The sequence below is a fragment of the Algoriphagus locisalis genome (genome assembly GCF_900116615.1).
Classification (GTDB): domain Bacteria; phylum Bacteroidota; class Bacteroidia; order Cytophagales; family Cyclobacteriaceae; genus Algoriphagus; species Algoriphagus locisalis.
Window position 1 is genome coordinate 836927 of the sequence record NZ_FPBF01000002.1, and the last position, 17441, is coordinate 854367.

General features: G+C 41.3%; 14 protein-coding genes. 8 read left to right on the forward strand and 6 right to left on the reverse strand.

Translation table 11 applies throughout. The annotated features are described in order from the left end of the window. Positions 1-20: 20 nt before the first annotated feature. Positions 21-1034: a dipeptide epimerase gene (locus tag BM386_RS08775; protein ID WP_091692740.1), complete on the forward strand. Its 1014-nt coding sequence runs from the start codon at positions 21-23 to the stop codon at positions 1032-1034. 204 nt (positions 1035-1238) lie between these two features. On the opposite strand, the gene BM386_RS08780 is transcribed toward BM386_RS08775, so the two are convergent. Further along, positions 1239-1934, reverse strand: a complete 696-nt coding sequence (locus BM386_RS08780) for a response regulator transcription factor (RefSeq protein ID WP_091692741.1) — start codon at positions 1932-1934, stop codon at positions 1239-1241. Next, a complete protein-coding gene (locus BM386_RS08785; RefSeq protein WP_170857064.1) occupies positions 1931-3655 on the reverse strand; it encodes a sensor histidine kinase in 1725 nt (574 codons plus the stop codon). Before BM386_RS08785 ends, BM386_RS08780 begins: the two co-directional genes overlap by 4 nt. 212 nt (positions 3656-3867) lie before the next feature. Between BM386_RS08785 and lysA the strand changes: the two genes are divergently transcribed. The 6 genes from lysA (at position 3868) to BM386_RS08815 (ending at position 12874) form a co-directional block, all read left to right on the forward strand. Then, positions 3868-5100 (forward strand): diaminopimelate decarboxylase, encoded by a 1233-nt coding sequence (lysA, locus tag BM386_RS08790; protein WP_091692743.1) that lies wholly within the window; start codon positions 3868-3870, stop codon positions 5098-5100. A 225-nt stretch (positions 5101-5325) separates the two neighbouring features. Next, positions 5326-6369 (forward strand): PorP/SprF family type IX secretion system membrane protein, encoded by a 1044-nt coding sequence (locus BM386_RS08795; protein ID WP_091692745.1) that lies wholly within the window; start codon positions 5326-5328, stop codon positions 6367-6369. A gap of 99 nt (positions 6370-6468) precedes the next feature. Then, on the forward strand, positions 6469-7668 hold the full coding sequence (locus BM386_RS08800) for a PKD domain-containing protein (RefSeq protein WP_091692746.1): 1200 nt from the start codon (positions 6469-6471) through the stop codon (positions 7666-7668). Positions 7669-8221: 553 nt separating this feature from the next. Then, on the forward strand, positions 8222-10264 hold the full coding sequence (locus tag BM386_RS08805) for a T9SS type B sorting domain-containing protein (RefSeq protein ID WP_091692748.1): 2043 nt from the start codon (positions 8222-8224) through the stop codon (positions 10262-10264). Between the two features lie 3 nt (positions 10265-10267). Beyond that, the gene (locus tag BM386_RS08810) at positions 10268-11296 is read left to right on the forward strand and encodes a PorP/SprF family type IX secretion system membrane protein (protein WP_091692749.1); all 1029 of its coding nucleotides are present in this window, start codon (positions 10268-10270) and stop codon (positions 11294-11296) included. 48 nt (positions 11297-11344) lie between these two features. Next, on the forward strand, positions 11345-12874 hold the full coding sequence (locus tag BM386_RS08815) for a cryptochrome/photolyase family protein (protein ID WP_091692751.1): 1530 nt from the start codon (positions 11345-11347) through the stop codon (positions 12872-12874). Between the two features lie 23 nt (positions 12875-12897). Here BM386_RS08815 and BM386_RS08820 read toward each other — a convergent pair whose 3' ends face one another. The 4 genes from BM386_RS08820 to BM386_RS08835 all read right to left on the reverse strand — a co-directional run bounded on the left by BM386_RS08820 (position 12898) and on the right by BM386_RS08835 (position 16001). Continuing rightward, a complete protein-coding gene (locus BM386_RS08820; RefSeq protein WP_091692753.1) occupies positions 12898-13287 on the reverse strand; it encodes a DUF2306 domain-containing protein in 390 nt (129 codons plus the stop codon). Between the two features lie 5 nt (positions 13288-13292). Continuing rightward, complete coding sequence (locus BM386_RS08825; RefSeq protein WP_091692755.1) at positions 13293-14210, reverse strand: mechanosensitive ion channel family protein; 918 nt, start codon at positions 14208-14210, stop codon at positions 13293-13295. Positions 14211-14340: 130 nt separating this feature from the next. Beyond that, complete coding sequence (locus BM386_RS08830) at positions 14341-14805, reverse strand: hypothetical protein (RefSeq protein WP_091692756.1); 465 nt, start codon at positions 14803-14805, stop codon at positions 14341-14343. 86 nt (positions 14806-14891) lie between these two features. Next, the gene (locus BM386_RS08835; RefSeq protein ID WP_091692758.1) at positions 14892-16001 is read right to left on the reverse strand and encodes a TolB family protein; all 1110 of its coding nucleotides are present in this window, start codon (positions 15999-16001) and stop codon (positions 14892-14894) included. A gap of 73 nt (positions 16002-16074) precedes the next feature. On the opposite strand from BM386_RS08835, the gene BM386_RS08840 reads away from it, so the two are divergent. After that, positions 16075-17319: a M28 family peptidase gene (locus tag BM386_RS08840; protein ID WP_091692912.1), complete on the forward strand. Its 1245-nt coding sequence runs from the start codon at positions 16075-16077 to the stop codon at positions 17317-17319. Positions 17320-17441: the final 122 nt, after the last annotated feature.

Here is a 17441-nt window from a genome sequence, read left to right on the forward strand (position 1 = left end):
CAAATAGAATATTTCCCCAAATGAATTTATCCTTTCAAGTCGTCGATCTTCCACTCAAGCATACATTTACCATCGCGCACCAAAGCAGGGATGTGCAAGATACACTTATTGTAAAACTGCAAGATGGTGCACTTTCTGGTTTGGGTGAATCTACGACAAATCCATTTTACGGCATGACCATTACTAATATGTCGGAATGTTTGGAGAATTTCAGACCTATTGTAGAAAAAGGTGAATGGGAAACTCCTGCAGAACTTTGGGATCTTGGTAGAGAAACATTCAAAGAAAATCCTTTCGCACAGTGCGCATTGGATATGGCCGCTTGGGATCTTTATGCAAAGAAGCAAGACAAAAAGCTTTACGAATTGCTCAACCTAAATCCTGCTGATATTCCTTTGACCAACTTTACGATTGGAATCGATACGGTAGAGAAGATGGTGACAAAAATGAAGGAAGTTCACTGGCCGATCTATAAAATCAAGCTGGGCACTTCGGATGATTTGGCAATTATCCGTGAGCTCCGAAAGCACACCAATGCGGTTTTCAGAATTGATGCTAATTGTGCCTGGACAGCTGAGCAGGCCATCGCTTATTCTGAAGAATTGGAGAAATTGGGGGTGGAATTTATGGAGCAGCCACTCGGAAAGGATGATTTGGAGGGAATGAAGGAAGTATTTAAGCACAGCAAATTACCAGTAATCGCCGATGAGAGCTGCATCGTAGAATCCGATGTGAAGAAATGCCACGGCCTTTTTCATGGAATCAATGTGAAGTTGGTGAAAGCCGGGGGGATCACACCTGGGCTGCGAATGATCCATGAGGCGAAGGAACTCGGAATGAAAACCATGGTAGGCTGCATGACTGAATCTTCCGTGGGAATTACTGCAATTGCGCACATTGCACCGCTATTGGACTATGTAGATATGGATGGAGCGATGTTGCTGTCAAAAGATCCTGCCAAGGGAGTGGTGATCACTCCGGAAAAAATATCCTTTCCTGAAGGAAATGGAATTGGAGCAGAAATGATTTTCTAAGTATCAAGTAATTAGACACTAGTATTAAGATTTTAGATGCTAGAATTGAGCCAAGATCTTAAATCTAACAGTCCAGATCTTGGTGAAATAGCTCTTCAAAAAGCAAAAAACCAGAGCGATTTTCTATCACTCTGGCTTCTTATTTCTATTTTCAATTCAGAGTAAAATCCGAAATCGTATATCTCAAATCCCAAATCCTCTCTCTTATCCCTCACTCACGATTAGCTTAAAGCCCTCTCCGTGGACGGTGATGATCTGTACTTTCGGGTCATCCTTGAGTAGTTTACGGATTTTACTCAGATACACATCCATGCTTCTTGCATTGAAGTAGCTATCATCTCCCCAGATTTGCTTCAGGGCGTGACTTCTGTTTACCAAGTTGTTGATTTCAGAAGCAAGTAGGCGGATCAACTCATTTTCCTTTGAAGTCAACTTGTGACGTCCTTTTGGCCCATCTAAGAACTGCTCATCGTAATGAAGCGTGAAGCCTCCGAAAGTATAAACTTTTAGCGGGTTGACATCTTCATTTTTATGCGTTCGCTTCAAGATCGCATTCACTCGAAGAAGCAATTCCTCCATGCTGAAAGGCTTGGTGATGTAATCATCAGCGCCTATTTTGAGACCTTCTATGATGTCATCCTTTTGGTTTTTTGCCGTTAGAAAAAGAATAGGCAGATTTTCCTCCACTTTCTTGATCTCTTTGGCCAAGGTGAATCCATCCTTTTTCGGCATCATAATATCAAGGAGGCAAAGGTCAAATTTTCCCTTCTTGAATTTGTTCCAACCTTCTTCCCCATCGCGACAAAGCGTAGGCTCGTACCCTTTCATTTCCAAATATTCCTGTAGGATATCTCCCAAATTCGGATCGTCTTCGACCACTAATAGTTTCGCTTTACTCATTGTTTCTTTGGTATGTTAATAGTGAATGAGCTTCCTTTTCCAAGTTCGCTACTTACTTGAATTCCTCCTTTATGCGCTTCCAACATGGTTTTCACATAGGAAAGACCAAGGCCAAAGCCCTTGACATCGTGTACATTTCCTGTGGGAACCCGATAGAATTTATCAAAAATTTTCCGTTGTGCGTCTTTATTCATCCCAATTCCTTCATCCTTGATCGTAATGAAAACTTCATCTGGACTGTCATAGGCTCTGATCATGATAAATGGATGCTCTGGCGAATATTTATTCGCATTGTCCAGCATATTGTTGAAAATATGGGTGAGGTGAAATAGGTCACCTTGGACCATCGGGTCATTCAGTTCATTCATAAAGGTGATCTGTCCACCTTTTTTCTCTACCTGAAGCCCAAAATGATCTACTGTAGTTGCTAATATCTCAGCCAGGTTCAAAGATTCTATTTTCAACTTAAAATCCTTCTTATCCAACGCTGCTGCCTGAAGAACGTTTTCCACCTGAGAAACCAGGCGTTTATTTTCATCCTTTATGATTCCCAAATATCGGGAACGAAACTTGTCCTGGCTGGATAATTCAGGATCCTGAAGTGCCTCCACAGCCAAACTTACCGTAGCCAGCGGCGTCTTGAATTCATGGGTCATGTTGTTGATGAAATCATTTTTCGTATCGGAAAGCGCTTTCTGACGGATGATCACTTTGATGGCGTAAATGAAGCAAGAGATAATAACAATAATAAACAGGATAGAACTGGATAAAGGCAGCCAAACTTCACGAATCACATGGGCATTTTTTTCAGGAAAATAAACTGTCAAGAAATTGGGCTTGCCAAAGATGTCATTTGGAAAAAGTCTCGCCTGAATTCCCTGTTGGGCTAATACAAATTGCTGCTGGACAGGCCCGATTGGCATCAATGAACGGTCGTCCTTAAGTAACGCTAATTCAAAGTCCTCTGTAATATTTCTTTCCAGCAAAAAACGCTTCAGGATCCTTCTTACGTTCGAAGTATCCATTCTGTCCAAAATTGCTTTTTGCCCAGCACTTATTTCATCAACATATTTGTTTATAAAATCAATTTTTATGTTTGTTCTATACACTTTCTCCAAGGCATCAGGACTAATATTAAATTCCGGCATCATTTCGACTTCTACCTGACTTGTACTTTCAGCTGCACGACGTGGTGCGTTTTCCAACTTACTTAGGTATTGGAATTGCCGCTCTTTTTCTTTGAGCAAAACCTCCATTTCATCAGGAGTGAACATCTTTGCCGCTAACTCAGGAGTCATGTAGGCGAAAAAAGCCTCTAACTCCTCCAGCTGGTTCATATCAACACCTTGTGATTCAAGGATTCTTTTGAAAGTCTGACTCACTCTAGGCGCAGGCTCTTGAAAGAAGGAATCCACCAAGGAAGGTCTTGGTCTGGTAATTCGTCTGGAGCTCACAGTTAGGTCAAAATCAATCGGATCGATTTTTTCAAAAAGTGACCTGTTAATAATTGAATCCTGCATCATAAAGCCATAAAAAGCGGCTGATGTTTCTCCTTTCTCCAGCTCATCAACTGTGGAGGAAAGTGCTTGATAAACATTTTGATCAAAGCGCTCCCGATTGATACGAATTGCATTTTTCACCCAATAGAATTGGAATCCCATCAAACCAAAGCTGGCCAGGGACATCAAGACTATGATTAGGGTAATATTACTCTTCGACATTTCACAAATTTAATCCTATAATCAGGCCAAGGAGAGAGCTTAACAATATTTAACCGCCTCAAATTCGGCTAAAAGGCGATTACTTTCATCTCCTTCTTCTATATTTAAACTCGAAAACAGCGTTTTCTTAATTACACTATAACTTATGAAAATAGGGGGCAAATGCCTCCTTTTTTTGTTATTTGGCTATCTTTGCCCGCAAATTTCAGACAATGTCCGCACCGCAACATCCTACTCAACTTCAAGGAATAAGCTTAGAATCTATTGCTCAGCAATTCGGTACTCCCCTATATATCTATGATGGGGAAAAGATCGTGACTCAGATCAAATCTTTACAGACCGCCTTTGCAACTGTTCCTTTGAAGATCAAATACGCAACCAAAGCACTCTCCAATATCAGCATTTTGAAGTTGGTGAAAAAGGCAGGTGGGGGCGTGGATGCTGTTTCTATCGAGGAAGTGAAGATCTGTATGCTAGCGGGTTTTTCTGCTTCTGAAATCATGTACACTCCTAGCGGGGTCAATTTTAGGGAGATACAGGAGGCTGTGGAACTAGGTGTGATGGTCAATCTGGATAGCATCCCCTTGATGGAGGAGTTTGGTGCTGTGTACGGAGATACTAAGCCAGCATGCATTCGAATCAATCCTCATATTATGGCTGGAGGAAATGCGAAAATCTCTGTAGGTCATATTCAAAGCAAATTTGGGATTTCTATACAGCAGTTGCCTGAGATATTGGATGTTGTGAAAAAATATGCTATCAATATTGTCGGTCTTCATATCCATACAGGCTCTGATATTCTGGATGCTGAGATATTTCTAAAAGGCGGTAATGTGCTTTTCGAAGCAGCTATGAACTTCCCAAATCTAACCTTTCTGGATTTTGGTGGAGGGTTCAAAGTTGCCTACAAGGCTGGCGATCCATTTACTGCTATTGAAGAAGTCGGGACAAAAGTATCTGCTGCATTCAATGTATTCTGCGAGAAATACGGAAGGAAACTTGAGCTATGGCTAGAGCCTGGTAAGTTCCTGGTAAGTGAATCTGGTTATTTGTTAGTGGAATCAACTGTGGTAAAAAAGACGCCGCAACTCACCTTTGTAGGAGTTGACTCTGGATTGAATCACCTCATCAGACCAATGATGTACGATGCCTTTCATGATGTATATAACATAAGCAATCCTGAGGGAGAATTGAATCCATACAATGTGGTTGGGTACATCTGTGAAACAGACACGCTCGCGAAAGACCGTATGCTGGCAAAAGTCAGCAAAGGGGATCTTTTGGTATTCAAAAATGCTGGGGCATATGGCATCAGTATGGCCTCCAATTACAACTCTAGGCTACGGCCAGCAGAGGTTTTGGTCTGGGAAGGCAAGGCGCAGTTGATCAGAAAACGCGAAGAATTTGAGGATTTGCTAAGAAATCAGGTGGAAATAGCGATTTAATTTACGCTTTTACTAATTGTATATCCTTTGGTATAATTATTGAGCTCGCATGGACTAATTCACGTGCACTGGATTTATTCGGTGCTTCAAATTAAAATTTTGAAACTCATTTGATTGATCGCCCCCAATCCTAAGCCCTAGAGGTTTCAAATTGTTAATTCATACTAATATAACCTTTGCCATTTTACAAATGCATAAATTTGGCTGGTAAAGGCGTAATTGTCTATGTATAGGAGAATAATTGGTATTTTCATAACTATAGGGGCTGTTTGTTGCATTTTCTCCAATGTAATAGCTCAGGACACCCAGTATTCTCAATTCTACGCAGCACCTTTATATCTAAACCCAGCATTGACAGGTGCTAGTGAATTGACGCGCATCGGTGTCAATTACCGAAATCAATGGCCTGGACTTGACCAAAACTTCAATTCCTATTCTGCTTACATTGACCATTACATTTTTGATTACAATAGTGGTATTGGACTAATCTTCAATGGAAGCCAGGAAAGCATGGCTAACTTATCTACCAATGAAATTGGGCTTTCTTATGCCTATAGACTACAGCTTAGTGAAAATACTTTTTTCAGGATTGGAGGAATGGTCAGCTACATGCAGCGAGATGCATTTTTCTCTGATTTGGTATTCGGCTCTCAGATCGATATTATCAATGGAACTATTGGCGGTATCACAGATGAACTTAATGGAATACCGATTGATAGCCGATACAGTTTCGTAGATTACAGCGTTGGCGGGATGTTTTATACCAACAACATCTGGCTAGGAGCCTCTGCGCATCACCTATCCGAACCAAACACGTCTTTTGTAGATGATCAGATTTCAAAGCTTCCAATGAAACTTTCGGCACAAGGTGGAATTAAGTTTGACTTGGGCGGAGGCCGAAGAAACTACTTTACCCATGCCTATTCAGAACGATCAGTTTCATTTGCTTTTAACTATAAGCAACAAGATCCTTTCAATCAACTGGATGTAGGAGCCCAGTTATTTTTAGAACCAATCGTTTTGGGTCTTTGGTATAGGGGACTGCCTACTAAAAATGATTTGCCAAACAATGAAGCCATCATCGGATTGGTGGGGATTTCTTTAGAAAGTGGATTGGATATAGGGTATTCTTATGATGTAACTATTTCAAAATTGGGTTTGAAAAATAGTGGCGGTGCACATGAGATATCCCTGACTTATAGTTTTTTATGGGGAGATCCAAAGAGTAGAAATGCGAGAGCTAGGACTATTCCATGCTTTAGATACTAAGCATGGCCAAGGAGATACTGGCACAAAGCTGAGATGCTATTTGTGACTAACCCGGCAAATTTGATCAGTCAATAAAATGTAAGCAAATATTACAAAATTATGCTTAGAAGTAAGCTGTTTAATATTTTTAGCTTCTTTCCCGTGCTAATGTTATTTTTCCCGGGCGGTTGGTTGTATGCCCAAGAAATTGATCCTGTTAATTGGGAAATCTGCGAAGGTGATCCTGTCACCGTGGAACCGGGATTCGACCAAGCTGGAAGTGATGCAAACTATACTTGGTATCATGATGCTGGCGGTACAGTGGCGATTACAGACGGAACCTACAATGGCATAGAATATCAACTGGGTAGCGATGGTGAATTGACCATTCTTGGATTGAAATATGAACCCACTGCAAGTACCTACATTCAAGCCTCGACTTATAATTACTACGTAGAGCTATCCGGATCTAATGTGCCCCCGACCCCTCTGAAGCATATCAAAGTTCGTGTTTTCCATGTACCAAGACTCCGGACTAACAACCCTCCCGCAGTATGTGATCCGGATGGGTCTGTAGATTTAAGTTCATCTATTGATGAGTTTGACCTCGATGTTTATGATTATCAACTAGTCAGTCCTTCGGGGAACGCCGTTTCTATTGACGATATCTATGACCAACAGGAAAATGGTACTTACACCGTCCGTAGTAGCTTTAAGGAATTCGAATGCTGGTCGGAATGGAAGTCAATAGATGTGACCATAGCTCTTTCAACGTTAGAACCCGCTTTTGACTATGAGGCAAATCTAGGCACGGGAAATGTGCTGAGGAATGGAACTGCGCAATTGCTACATCCCGTAGATTTCTTTGATGTCACGCCATGGGCAGTCAGTTCATGGCATTGGGACTTTGGAGATGGTCATGAAGCTACTATTCAAAACCCAACACATACTTTTGCGGCCAAGGGAATCTACACCGTAGTTTTAACTGCGGAGGATACGATTGGTTGCTTGCATACTTTGGAGCGATTGATCGAAGTCCGAGATGATTACCTCATACTAATTCCTAACGCTTTTTCTCCCTCCGGCCAAAAGAACAACCATTTCAAACCAGAATACAAAGGAGTAGTGAAGATAGAATTCTATGTATTTAATACCTGGGGTGAGCTACTATTTTTTACCCAAAGTCTCGATTCCGAAGGCTGGAATGGCACCTGGAAAGGCAAAGTAGCACCTGAAGGAAATTACATTTACAAAGGGGTTTTTATCACAAGCTCTGGAATGGAAGTCATCAAAGATGGAGTTTTTAGTTTAATCAGGTAAACCAGTCATTGATCGTTTTTGAGAAATTATTCAAAACTGAAAATCCCTAAACAGGTCTGATATTTTTGAAAGATTAGGCAATTTATCGTCGAAATCCAGGAAAGACAGAAACCAATCAAATCATACTTCGCTTCGGTTACTGAGCTGAAAAACAACCAATTAAATTTTTCTTAGAAAAAAGTTTGTAAAATCTTAATTTTTTTTCAATCCCAGTAAAATGGGGCCTTTTTGATTTTATAATCATAAAAAAGCATGATTTCCTACCTTTTTTGACTATGGTAATATTAGAAGAAAAATAATACTTTTTTTAGGTGCATTTCGTTTTAAGAGCTTTTTGTCAGGCTCTTGCATAATAAAATAATTCTACACTTATTTCGGAATATCACATCTCAAAGAGAATATCATTTTGCTGTATATGATGTACATAAAATAATATTCTTAAAAATGAAATGCAGTAATCTTGATTTATAAGACAATTTTACAAAGTTGAAAAGTCACCCAGTTTCACTCAACTACAAAACTCTTGAAAAAGGTATATTCTACATATTGCCTAATGATACCCGCACTCCTTTGGAGTCTGATGGTCTTTACCTCTGCCTCTGCTCAGAGGACGATAAATACTAGTGCTCAAACGCTGGAGAACAGCAGAATATTTCAAACTGAGGACATTTCAGTCGAAGTTTCTGGTAAACTTGCGCTTTGTTCTCATTCAGAAAAAGGAACGATCATTCTGGATGTCACCGGTGGTGTGGCCCCTTATACCTACCGCTGGAATACCCTACAAACGACTAAGGACCGAACCAACTTATTTGCCGGTACCTACACGGTTGAAATTACGGATGCTGTTGGCAATGTACACACCGAAAGAATTGTGGTTCAGCCGCCTTATCCGCTGATTCTTGAGCCTTTAGAGAAAACTGATGCGACTTGCGGTTCTGGAAATGATGGAACTGCGAAAATAAGCGTGAAAGTAGGCAGAGGTGAGCCTTATCAAATCACATGGAGCAACGGATTGAAAGATACTTGGGAAGCGCACAATTTAGCTCCAGGTACTTATTCGGTAACAGTTGCAGACAAATATAACTGTGATGTCACCACTTCCTTTGAGATCAAGGCGGCTTCGGAGGGTATCCAAGTATCTGAAGCTATTCAAAACCTAAGCTGCTCCGGACAAAAAAATGGTGCTATCAATCTGAGCATCAGCGGTGGACAATCACCTTATACCTACATTTGGAATACTGGATCTACTGCGCAAAATCTTACGAACCTAGCTGCGGGTACATATTCAGTATTGATTAAAGACCAAACAGGTTGTTCTTTTCAGGCTTCTTATTCTATCCAAGCGGCTACTGCTATCCAATTAAATGAAACGATAACACCGGAAAGCTGCGCGGGATCAAGCAATGGAGAGATACAAGTTATGCTAGAAGGAGGTTCTGCTCCATACACTTATAAGTGGAGCAACGGCCAAACTTCAGCCAAGCTTAGCAATGTAACCGCCGGGAATTACGCGCTTACCGTCACGGATGCTTTGGGCTGCACTATCGAGAAGCAATTTATTCTTGGAACAGCCTCAGAGCTCGAATTGGAGTTAGTAGAAAAAAATGATATCTCGTGCGCTGGTGCAGATACAGGATCTATCCATTTAAAAGTAGCAGGAAATTCAGGCACCTACACCACTACTTGGCTGGACGATTCATCTGCTGGTTTAAATCGTGAGAACTTGCCTGCCGGCACCTATCAACTCATAGTAGCTGATGAAAGTGGTTGTACCGTAAGTAGCTCATTTACCATTGCGGAAGCTCAGCCCATACAAGCAAGAATAGAAACTGCCTTAGATGTGGATTGTGCTGTAGGTACTATTACAGGAGTAGCGTGGGTATCGATACAAGGCGGAGTTCAGCCTTACCAAATCTCATGGAGTTCAGGGGAAACTGGCTCCCGAGAAATCAATTACAATTCTTCAGGAAACTTGAAAGTCAGCGTGACCGACGCTTTTGGCTGTAATTATCAAACTGAAGTAAGAGTTGATTTCCCATCCCAAATCAATAAGTCAGGAAGGTTGGATTTCGACTATAGAAAGCTAGAGATCAACAGCGAACCGGAAGTGCAAATTGACGAAGAAATCATCTTCGAAAGTGTCATTTCCGAAGAATTCATAGGCTGGGAATGGTCCTTTGGTGATGGAAAAGCCTCCAAGGAAAAAGACCCGATTCACATCTTCGAAGCTGCCGGAAATTTCGAAGTTACGCTTACAGCATATGATATCTACGGATGTTCCAGTGTTGAGAAAAATATCATCCAAGTAAATGCGCCTTTAGAGTTTATCACCATACCGAATGCTTTCACCCCAAATGGAGATGGCCTGAACGACACGTTTATCCCCAAATTCAGAGCTGTTTCAGAATTCTCCATGACTATTTTCAATACATGGGGAGAGAAAATTTACTCCACTACTAGCCAAGAAACAACGGGCTGGGATGGAACACACCAAGGTCAGGCATCACCCCCTGGCAATTACTTATATCAAATCACCTACACCTCCAAAGATGGCGAGCAATTCACCAAAACCGGAGGAGTCACCCTTATAAGATAGAATATGAAAAACGTTTATCTGCTACTTATTACCCTGAGCTTGCTTTTCCCAAAAGCGAATGGGCAAGACATTCAATACTCGCAGTTTTATGCTGCTCCTTTGTATTTAAACCCAGCAATGACTGGCGCCTCTGAGATGACAACTATTGGAGTCAACTATAGAAATCAATGGCCTGGACTAGATCAATCATTCAACTCCTATTCAGCCTATGCGGATCATTACATCTTCAGCGCAAACAGCGGTGTGGGTCTAATTGTCAACAGATCGGAACAAAGTATGGCAAATCTGAGCATGACTGAGGTTGGAGCTACGTATTCCTACAGAATGCGATTGGGTTTCAGATCTTTCCTTAGAATGGGTGGACAGGTGAGTTATATGGAACGAGATGCTTATTTTGGAGACCTGGTTTTTGGTAGCCAGATCGATGATCAGACCGGTACAGTAGGCGGTAATAGTGGAGAAAGTCTGGGCGAGGGCATCAGTCATCAGTTTATGGATTACAGCTTCGGAATGCTTTTTCATAATGAAAATATCTGGTTAGGACTTGCAGGACATCATTTGACGCAGCCTAATATTTCTTTCATGGACGGGGCTAACAGCAGATTACCGCTTAAAATATCTGCTCATGGCGGAGTAAAATTTGATCTATCAGGCGGTAGCTCGACAGAATATCTGAATCAAAAATTTGGCACAAAAGAATTGACTTTAGCTTTTAACTATAAAAATCAAGGTTCCTTTTCTCAATTAGATATGGGAGCACAAATAAACATTCAGCCGATTGTGCTGGGCGTTTGGTACCGCGGAATCCCTGTACAGCAAGAAAATTTACCAAATCATGAAGCAATCATCGGACTTGTAGGAATCTCCCTCGGTGGAGGCCTAGACGTTGGATACAGCCATGATTTTACACTTTCTTCTCTGGGAAATGCCAACACAGGCGGAGCCCATGAGATCAGCTTACGTTATAGCTTTCTTGCTACCAATAAACGAGGCGCAGGTAGAACTTCTTCAATGCCTTGTTTCAAGTATTAATCAAAACAAAGTAGCGGAAAAAGGGCTTTCACTTAAAAGCCCTTTTTTATGCCCAAAACATTACGATTGATTCTTGGAGATCAACTGAATGCCCAGCATTCTTGGTTTGATGAGAAGGATTCCTCAGTGACTTACCTCATGCTTGAGCTCAGGCAAGAGACTGATTATGTAGCACATCATATTCAAAAAGTAGTTGCGTTTTTTCTAAGCATGAGAAACTTTGCCCAGCTTCTCAATACCCAAGGGCATACGGTCCACTATGTGCAACTAGACCAAGAAGATAATAGTCAGGATTTAAAGAAAATGATCCAAGGAATGGTCAAGAAACACCACTTTGAACAGTTCGAATACCAACTCCCAGACGAATACCGACTTGATACCCAATTAAAATCAATCTGTAAAAATCTGTCTATTCCCTGTCGTAGTGTAGATTCAGAGCATTTTTTGACAGAGCGGGAATACGTGAAAGACTTTTTCCATGGGAAGAAAACATTCCTAATGGAGAGCTTTTACCGACAAATGAGAAAAGACTTTACGATCCTGATGGATGGAAAAGAGCCACTTCAGGGCAAATGGAATTTTGATCATGAAAACAGAGCTGCGCTGAAAGATAAGCGCCTTTTGCGAAAGCCTAAAACCCACCCCAAGCCAGTTTCTGATGTGGTGAAAATGATAAAAAAGGCTAACGTAAAAACCATTGGAAAAATAGCCGAGGAAGAGTTTACCTGGCCTTGCTCCAGGGAGGAAAGTCTGGAGGTTTTGGACCACTTTTGTACACAGCTACTGGTTCATTTTGGTGACTATCAGGATGCTTTGACCACCTGGGATCCCTTCCTTTTTCACTCCAGGCTGAGTTTTGCCATGAACACCAAGATGCTTTCTCCACTGGAAGTAGTTCAAAAAGTAGAGGCTTATTGGAAGGAACATCAAGACACGATTGCTATTTCTCAGACGGAGGGATTTATTCGTCAAATCATAGGATGGAGAGAATATATGCGGGGAATATACTGGGCAAAAATGCCTGAATTTGCAGAATTGAATTTCTTCAATCACCAGAGAAAACTCCCTGATTGGTTTTGGACAGGTGACACCAAAATGAAATGCCTTAGCCACTCCATCGGTCAATCATTGGACCTGGCTTATGCGCATCACATTCAACGATTGATGGTGATCGGTAATTTTGCTTTGCTAGCCGGCATTCATCCCGATGAGGTGGATCAATGGTATCTGGGTGTATATATCGATGCCATCGAATGGGTAGAGATCACCAATACGCGTGGGATGAGCCAGTTTGCTGACGGAGGGATTGTGGGAACCAAACCCTACGTTTCATCGGCAAATTACATCCATAAAATGGGCAATTACTGCAGTCATTGCGCTTATAGTTCTAGCAAAAAAGTTGGTGAGGGAGCTTGCCCTTTCAATAGCCTTTACTGGCATTTTTATAATCGAAACAGGGAAAAGCTGGAAAACAACCCCAGAATCGGAATGGCATATCGTACGCTGGACAAATTGAAAAATAAGGAAGAATTAATTAATCAGGCGGAGGAATACTTGAAGAATTTGGATGACTTATAATCCTAGAGAGAAAGCATAAACGTTCACCCTCCGAAAAAAACACCATGCAAATACCTTCCAGGAGCGAGGGTAAACCCTCCCGCTAAAATGATGGCTCCTACATAAAGTAAGATCATTTTTCGCTGATGGGTTTTGACTTTTCCTTTTTTGATGGACAAAAATGCTGTGGGAACAGTCCAAAAAACAAGCAAACAAAAAAGATGAATGTATCCGAAATGTTTGAAAAGTCTTTCTCCCACTTGTGCTTCAATAAACAGGGCGATAACAGCAGTAACCATCATCAAACTCATGTATAAAGCACCAAGCTTTCTATGCGTTAATCCACCTTTTTTTGCAAAAAGTAAGTAAGCTCCCAAAAATATGCAGGGCACTACTGTCGCCAAATGGCTAAACATCAAAATGTCGTAATTCATATCATCTAAGTAGCTCTTTGCGTCATTTCCACCCTGGTTTTTGGAAGGCTTTCCGGGTAATTTTTTTGTATGAACTCAATCATTTTCTCCCGAACATACACACGTAAATCCCAAGCTATGGGTGAGTTTTTGGCACTCACCAAAATACGGGTTTCTACGGTGAATTCTTTCGCATCTGAGACTTGAAGCACCTTTACTTTTTTGTCCCAGAGATCTGTAGTTTCTAAAATCCTGTCCAATTCTTTTCGCAGCTCCTCAAAAGGAATGGTGTAATCTGTATATAAAAACACCGACCCAAGTAAATCTCCGGAGGTTCTGGTCCAGTTCTGAAAAGGATTCTCAAGGAAATAAGTGGTGGGCAACACAAGCCTTCGAAGGTCCCAGATTCGCACGACGATGTAGTTCAAATTTATCTCTTCAATCCACCCCCATTCTCCCTCTACGACCACTGCATCTTCCAATCGAAAAGGCTGGGTAAAGGCAATCTGAATCCCGGCGATCAGCGTTCCAATGGCTTTCTGAGCGGAAAAACCAATGATTATCCCCGCAACTCCTGCTGAAGCAAAAAATCCAACACCAACTTTTCGTACAGATTCAAAGGACAGTAGAATTAATCCTATACCAAGCAGTATGATAAGAAAGTTGGCAATTTTCACCAGTAAATTGATCTGGGTTAAAACTTTCCTTGCCCGAAGATTATCTTCTTGTGAGATGTCATATTGCTTCAGAAAGATCCTCTTGACAATTTGCATACCCACTAAAAGGCACCAAGTGAACCCAACGATGATAAGGACTGTATTGATATGTGGTAAATAAGCAAAGACTCCCTCCCAGTTTTTAGCTTCTTCCCCGAAGTATAGCTTGGAAAAAGCAAGGGCAAATGTGACCAGAAATGGGATTACCAATCGGGAATAGTATTTCATACACTCAATTTAAAAAGAATTAAACTTAAACAGGCAGAGGTTTTATAGCCTCTTAAAAAGGTGATTTTGGGCGAGTTGAGTTTAGAAATTAGGCAATTGAGATCAGAAAATCAAAAATGGCCACTCTTGTTTAATCACAAGGCACGGGAGTTAACGCCATTTGATGACTGTAATCCAAAGAATCAATATTGACCTGAACAGGAATTCCATCCACAGATTTCATCTCGCCAAACCCTTCTTTCCATCCTTCTTCAGTGTTTTTGAATACCACCTGACGCTTTGAAGTAACACCTTCAGATTGAAAAGTGTATTCTGCTATGATCATATTATCACGGATTTCACCTTCGATTGTACCGCTGTTCTTATCTTTTTCATAGATGGAATAATCTAAGGTGCCAGTGATATTAGTGCCGTCAACATGTGTGGTTAGTAGTACTGTATCTTTTTCCCCAAAGTATCTAAAGCATTCCGTGTTGATTTCTTCGGCGTGCTCTTCATCTGGGGAAAATGCTACATCAATTGGGGAATCTTCCTTAGGGCCTTTGCAGGATAGTATTGCTAAAACAAAGATTAATATGGGTATTGAAGCTTTCATGGGGATTTTTGTTTTATTCACCCTTAATAACACAAAAAGACCGCCAATTGCTTGACAGTCTTTTGGTTAAAAAAGCTTGCTAAGGTTTATTCACCTATCCACTCAGCCACGAAAAGATTCGTATCTCTAGTTCCGCCGTTGTTTCTATTGGAGGAAAAAACCAAATATTTGCCATCGTTAGAGAATACCGGAAATGCATCAAAAGTGCCATCGTGTGTAATTCGCGTTAGCCCAGTTCCATCCAGATTAACCATAAAAAGGTTGAAAGGATAGCCTCTTTCCGTTTGATGATTTGAGGCAAAAATGATTTTTTCTCCAGATGGATGGAAGAACGGTGCCCAGTTGGCTTTGCCAAGGTCAGTGATTTTTTTTACGTCCGTTCCATCAGCATTTGCCACATAGAGTTCCATGCTCGTTGGCATTACCAGACCTTCTTTTAGCAAATCCTTATACACTTTTACGTCTTCCTCAGAAGTTGGTCGCGAAGCTCTCCAGATGATTTTGCTGCCGTCCGGTGAGAAAAATGCGCCACCGTCATATCCCAAATCTGAAGTGATCTGCTTCACATCTGTGCCATCAATATTCATGGTGAAAAGCTCCAAATCACCGGTTCTCAAGGAGGTGAACACGATTTTATCACCTTTTGGAGAAACTGTAGCTTCCGCATCGTATCCCGGTTCGCTGGTCAGTTGTGAAAGTATATTGCCTTCCAAATCAGCTGTGAAAACGTCGAAGGAATCATAAATAGGCCATACATACTTGCCGTCTTCTCTTCTCTCCGGCACCGGCGGACAATTTTCCCCTCCTGGGTGCGTGGATGCATAGACTATACTTTTATTATCTGGAAGAAAATAAGAACAAGTCGTTCTTCCTAAACCCGTACTCAGACGTTTGGGGGTGTTATTTTTCAAATCATCGGTTTTCCAATTGGTATAAAATATCTGATCGCATTCTGCTCCCCACTCACTGTAGTCCGATTGAAAAACCAACATGGAATCGTCAAATGACCAATAAGCCTCTGCATTATTTCCCCCAAAGGTCAATTGCTTGATATTTTTCAGATACTTCATTTCCTCAGGCGTCAGCAGCAAAGAATCTGATGCCGAATGTACTGCTGTTTCTATTTCAGTTTGAACTTCTGTTTTTGGGCTGCATGCAAAGGAAATCAGCAGCAGGGAAAAAAGGATTTGTCTCATTTTAAGCTATGAATTATTAGAATTGCTGCGCAAAGTTACCATTTATTATCTTTGGCAAAAGATGATAAAAGACATGAACTTTTCACCAAAATATACGCTAGCTGCAGTTGCAGGAGCATTACTAATATGGAGTTGTGATACTGCTCCTTCAGATCAAAGCATAAAAGCTGGATTAAAAGAAGATGTAACTTATCTAGCTGCAGATGATCTTGGAGGTCGAGCTATTGGCACAGTAGGCGAGCAAAAGGCGGCTGAATACCTTGCGGCTGAGTTCAAAGAAGTAGGTTTACTGCCAAAAGGTACCGAAGAATATTTCCAACCATTCACCGTATCAAAACCCACTAATCCTCATGAGGAAGCCGTAATCGGAACAGACGGTGAAGGTGTGACAGGAAGGAACGTGATAGGCTTCATTGACAACAAGTCTGAAAACACCATAGTCATCGGAGCGCACTTTGATCACTTGGGAATGGGTGGAAATGGTTCTTTGCATCGTGGCGACTCTGCGATCCACAATGGAGCAGATGACAATGCCAGCGGGACAGCTGCTTTGGTGGCTTTGGCTAGAATCCTAAAACATGAAGAGCACAAAAGCAACTTTCTATTCATCGCTTTCTCTGGCGAGGAAAATGGCCTTTGGGGTTCGAATTACTTTGTAAAAAATCCTACCATCGAGCTTTCGCAAGTCAATTACATGATCAACATGGATATGGTGGGTCGATTGAATGCTGAAAAGACGCTTGCAATCAATGGTGTGGGAACCAGTCCTAGTTTCCTTCCTGCCTTGGATTTGGCAAATGCAGATAGTTTGAAATTAGTAACCTCTGAATCTGGTGTTGGCCCTTCGGATCACACTTCTTTTTACTTACAGGATCTTCCAGTACTACACTTTTTCACCGGGCAGCATGAGGATTACCACAAGCCTACTGATGATTCGGAATTGATCAATTTCGACGGTTTGCTGCTTGTGGTGAAATACATTGATCGCTTGGTGGATCAATTGGACGTAGAGCCAAAACTTGCTTTTACCAAGACGAAAGATTCCTCAGGTGATTCTCCAAGATTCACAGTTTCCCTCGGCGTTGTTCCGGATTATCTTTATGATGGAAAAGGCATGAGAATCGACGGTGTCTCTGAGGACAAACCAGCTCAGGCTGCTGGACTGATGAAAGGTGACGTGGTAGTGCAGATGGGCGATTCTACGATTGTGGATATGATGAGTTACATGAGAGCGCTAAGTGCTTTTCAGAAAGGTGATGAAGCCACAGTAGCCTATGAAAGGGATGGAGAAAAGAAGGAAGTGAAGGTTGTTTTTTAAGAGCCAAGAAGCTAGAATTTAGAATCAAGAGTGTAAAAAAACATACCCCGAGATCTCATCAATCTCGGGGTTTTGTTTTACCTTTTACTGTTAAAGTAAAATATAGATTTTCTTATTTTACT

Coding starts and splice junctions, on each gene's coding strand:
- BM386_RS08775 (WP_091692740.1), top strand. CDS start 21: ATGAATTTATCCTTTCAAGTCGTCGATCTTCCACTCAAGCATACATTT.
- BM386_RS08780 (WP_091692741.1), bottom strand. CDS start 1,934: ATGAGTAAAGCGAAACTATTAGTGGTCGAAGACGATCCGAATTTGGGA.
- BM386_RS08785 (WP_170857064.1), bottom strand. CDS start 3,655: ATGTCGAAGAGTAATATTACCCTAATCATAGTCTTGATGTCCCTGGCC.
- lysA (WP_091692743.1), top strand. CDS start 3,868: ATGTCCGCACCGCAACATCCTACTCAACTTCAAGGAATAAGCTTAGAA.
- BM386_RS08795 (WP_091692745.1), top strand. CDS start 5,326: ATGTATAGGAGAATAATTGGTATTTTCATAACTATAGGGGCTGTTTGT.
- BM386_RS08800 (WP_091692746.1), top strand. CDS start 6,469: ATGCTTAGAAGTAAGCTGTTTAATATTTTTAGCTTCTTTCCCGTGCTA.
- BM386_RS08805 (WP_091692748.1), top strand. CDS start 8,222: ATGATACCCGCACTCCTTTGGAGTCTGATGGTCTTTACCTCTGCCTCT.
- BM386_RS08810 (WP_091692749.1), top strand. CDS start 10,268: ATGAAAAACGTTTATCTGCTACTTATTACCCTGAGCTTGCTTTTCCCA.
- BM386_RS08815 (WP_091692751.1), top strand. CDS start 11,345: ATGCCCAAAACATTACGATTGATTCTTGGAGATCAACTGAATGCCCAG.
- BM386_RS08820 (WP_091692753.1), bottom strand. CDS start 13,287: ATGAATTACGACATTTTGATGTTTAGCCATTTGGCGACAGTAGTGCCC.
- BM386_RS08825 (WP_091692755.1), bottom strand. CDS start 14,210: ATGAAATACTATTCCCGATTGGTAATCCCATTTCTGGTCACATTTGCC.
- BM386_RS08830 (WP_091692756.1), bottom strand. CDS start 14,805: ATGAAAGCTTCAATACCCATATTAATCTTTGTTTTAGCAATACTATCC.
- BM386_RS08835 (WP_091692758.1), bottom strand. CDS start 16,001: ATGAGACAAATCCTTTTTTCCCTGCTGCTGATTTCCTTTGCATGCAGC.
- BM386_RS08840 (WP_091692912.1), top strand. CDS start 16,075: ATGAACTTTTCACCAAAATATACGCTAGCTGCAGTTGCAGGAGCATTA.